Genomic DNA, 3429 nt, shown 5'->3' with positions numbered 1-3429 from the left:
CGGGCTTGCTTTGCTATTCTCTCCGTCGCCCTCGCTGCATTGATTATGGCATTTGAATGCTGTTTGTCAGGGGCAGCGGTCGGCAGACGGATTTTTTCATTTTGGGGCTTGACTTTTAATAGTTAGTCTCCAAATTTTTGCAAACAAAAAAGACCCCATCGGGTCTTGCGTTACGAATCAGCGTTCGTTGTGGCGCTGCTGCTTTTTCTGCCACGCATCCAAAAGCTGAATGATTTTTTCTTCCATTTGCCGAGGCGTATAGCTGCGTGGAAAGTATTTTCGCAGGATGTCGTTTTTGATAGTTACGGTGTCCTGCTCACTCTTCTTTTCCTGCCCCAAAATATCAAACGCCTTTTCATAGGTGAACTCACCACACTGCGCCATCTTCTTTAGTTGCTGAGCCTGCGATACAGATGGGGCATTTTGGGTACCATCCATGGCTTCTAAAAAAGCCCGCTGTTGGCTTTCGTCCAGATAGGACAGTTCCACAGCGGGATTGAAAGAGATCTTCTTTTCGTCTACCATGTCCAGCAGTTCCGGGATGAGGTTGGTCAGACGGATAAAGCGCCGTACCTGATTTCTACTGTCGCCAGCTTCCTGACCAACAATATCGGCAGCTTCCAACTTCCGCCCAACTTGGGCGGAAGTTAAATCTGACCTAGCACCTTGATTTTTTATCGCTTCCAGCTTCATTTTGTAGGCAAGAGCCCTCTCACTGGGCAGGATGTGTTCACGTTGGAGATTGCTGTCCACCATCAATATCACAGCAGCATCGTCCGACATCTGCCGCACGATAACCGGCAGAGTATCCAGCCCGGCAAGTTTAGCAGCATACTGACGGCGGTGCCCGGAGATGATCTCATAGCCGTCACCGTCCGGGCGGGGGCGGGCGATCAGCGGAGCCAGCACACCGTACTGAGCAATGCTCTCTACTGTCCGGGTCATAGCTTCATCGTCCAGCACCTTGAAGGGGTGGTTCTTGAAAGGGAACAGCTCTCCAATGGGGATCTGCTGCACCTGCTCCCGCTGCTGTTCCTGTCGGGATTCTTCCGTGGAGAAAATGTCATCTGCCCCTTTCAGCGACACGTTTAAGCTGTTTTTCGGCATCAGCCAGCACCTCCTTCGTCAGAGATTGGTAGGCTTCTGCCACCTTGCCTTTGGGGTCGTGCTGGAAAATGCTTTTGCCAACGGCACTGATCTCCGCAGCACGGACAGATCGGGGAATGGTCTGGTCAAACACTTTGATCTTGCTGCCGTAAGCACCTCGAATCAGGTTGTCGATCTGCTGTCCGTAGTTGGTGCGGCTGTCGGTCATAGTCAGCAGGATGCCCTCAATTTTCAATTTGGGGTTGATCTGCCGTCGGACCTTCTGCACGGTCTGCAAAAGCTGTTCCAGACCTTTCGCAGACAGGTACTGCGCCTGCACGGGAATCAGGGTGGTGTCCGCCGCTGCCAAGGCATTGACGGTCAGCATCCCAAGGGAAGGAGTGCAGTCCAGCAGAATGAAATCATATTCGTGCTTTGCTCCTTCCAGCACCTGCTTGAGCATCTTTTCCCGGTTCATGCAGTTGACGAGAGACACTTCCAGCCCTGCCAGTTCGATGTTCGCCGGAATCAGGTCAACGCCCTCCGCATGGTGCAGAACGCCTTCACCGGGCGGAATGCTCTGGTCGTTTATGGCTTTCTGCATCAGGGTGGAAAGGGTGGTGGGCAGTTCATCGGGCTGCTGCCAGCCCATGCTGATGGTCAAGCTGCCCTGCGGGTCAGCGTCCACCAACAGGACTTTCTTACCTTCCATCGCCAGCCCAATGCCAAGATTTTCACAGGTGGTGGTCTTGCCAGTGCCGCCTTTCTGGTTGACGATGGCTACCGTGGTTGCTTTCTTTGAAATTTTTATCACCTCCGCATCGCTAAGTCGTGGTTGGTTTGGTTCTGGTAGGAAAGCTGCATTGTAGTCGGTGCGTTATACAGAGAAGCGAGCAGATATTGTTTCATGTTCCTGATGGGGCTGCTGTTCTCTGCAAGGCACTTCAGCACAAAGCGGATATGGTCGGCGTTCAGCTTCATAAAGCGACTGCGTACCACCTCGGCGGGCTTATCGTCCCCGGCAATGCGCAGCAGCTTGCGGTTGGTAGCGCAGGTGTCCACCAACAAATCTACGATCTGATAGATGGTGTCCTCATCATCCGGGCAGAGCCGGAGCAGAAGGTCTATCTCCAAAGACTGAGAAAAATATTCTTCCAGTTGGGTGCGTTTGCTCATCCCATCCGCTTCTTCAGAATAGAATGGATCAGTCTCACTCATTTCAGTATCATTCTCTTTAGTCTTATTACATCGTGATTTTGAAGGGTCTTGACTTGCGTTTTTGAAGCCTCCAGAATCGTGAAAATCACGATTCTGGAATATTGATTTTGACGATTCTGCCGAAAAGTTCTTCACATATACCAAACTTGGCTTTCCCAGACCTCTGCGTTTTCGTTCAATCAGACCAAACTTTTCGAGTTCCCGGAGCAGCTTGGTCGCTTTGTTGTCTGCGCAACACAACGCCCTCTTGACATCCTCTATCGAGAAGATAATGAACACCCGGTTCTGCTCGTCCAGCCAGCCGTTTTTCACGGACAGGCTCATGCGGTCAAGCAGGATACCGTACAGGGTCTTGGCATCGGTTGACAGGCTCTGGAACCGTGGCTCCTGAAACAGAGCCTTTGGAATGCGGTAGAAGGAGAACAGCTCTCCGGCTTGTCCGTAGAAGTAGTCAAGGGTCATGTGGCTTTTTCAACGTTTTACTCCAGCTTGTGTTCAAAAAATCGACCGCCTTTCATTTGAAAATAAAAAGCGCACTCTTTTCTTATTGAAAAGTGGTGCGCTATGTAATATAATGGCTGTATAATTTAGCTATCCAAAAGATAGTCGATGAGATATTCTTTCGGAATCATGAAAGATCGTCCGACTTTCAGGCAGCGAATTCTATGTTGATGGATTCTTCTGATGATGGCAGTCTGGCTTTTGAAACCGAGTAAAGTTGTTGCTTCTTCGACAGACAGCACATCAGGATAGTTCACAAATAATTTTTTATAATACTCTTTTGCTTGATCTTGATTCATTATCCTTGACTTTCCTTTCGTTTTGTGCCTAAGCAGAGGAGCGTTTTGCCCTGCATCCCTCCTGAACATCCCTCCAATTTCCATTTGGGCGGTCCAAACCGAAAAAACAGAGTAGGGGGAAAACGCATCGAAAAATCGTGGATATTCCAAATTATTGTTCGTTGAGGCGTGAATTTTGCCTTTGCACAGTGGGAACCAGATATCACTAGATATCACTGGATGACACCAGATGGAAGATGAGGACAAAAACTCAAAATCGTTCGGGAAACCATGTGGGTTCGAGTCCCACCATCGGCACTTCATCATAAAACAGCTTAGGATCGAA

At 49.7% G+C, this 3429-nt stretch carries 4 protein-coding genes; all 4 read right to left on the bottom strand.

Annotated features, from left to right (window positions below; genetic code table 11):
* Positions 1-177: 177 nt before the first annotated feature.
* Complete coding sequence (locus C7J97_RS14505) at positions 178-1107, bottom strand: ParB/RepB/Spo0J family partition protein (protein WP_097773438.1); 930 nt, start codon at positions 1105-1107, stop codon at positions 178-180.
* Positions 1064-1897, bottom strand: a complete 834-nt coding sequence (locus tag C7J97_RS14500) for a ParA family protein (RefSeq protein WP_113993386.1) — start codon at positions 1895-1897, stop codon at positions 1064-1066. The genes C7J97_RS14505 and C7J97_RS14500 overlap by 44 nt, the downstream gene beginning before the upstream one ends.
* A complete protein-coding gene (locus C7J97_RS14495; protein WP_113993385.1) occupies positions 1897-2766 on the bottom strand; it encodes a DUF6017 domain-containing protein in 870 nt (289 codons plus the stop codon). The genes C7J97_RS14500 and C7J97_RS14495 overlap by 1 nt, the downstream gene beginning before the upstream one ends.
* 125 nt (positions 2767-2891) lie before the next feature.
* Positions 2892-3429 (bottom strand): helix-turn-helix domain-containing protein (locus C7J97_RS15295; protein ID WP_147232777.1); only part of this gene is annotated, 538 nt, incomplete at its 5' end.

It is taken from the genome of Faecalibacterium prausnitzii (assembly GCF_003324185.1).
GTDB lineage: Bacteria > Bacillota > Clostridia > Oscillospirales > Ruminococcaceae > Faecalibacterium > Faecalibacterium prausnitzii.
This window is presented reverse-complemented; position numbering and strand designations above follow the sequence as displayed.

What these genes read in the sequence shown, in the direction of transcription:
- C7J97_RS14495 (WP_113993385.1), bottom strand. Translation starts at nt 2,766, where the DNA reads ATGACCCTTGACTACTTCTACGGACAAGCCGGAGAGCTGTTCTCCTTC.
- C7J97_RS14505 (WP_097773438.1), bottom strand. Translation starts at nt 1,107, where the DNA reads ATGCCGAAAAACAGCTTAAACGTGTCGCTGAAAGGGGCAGATGACATT.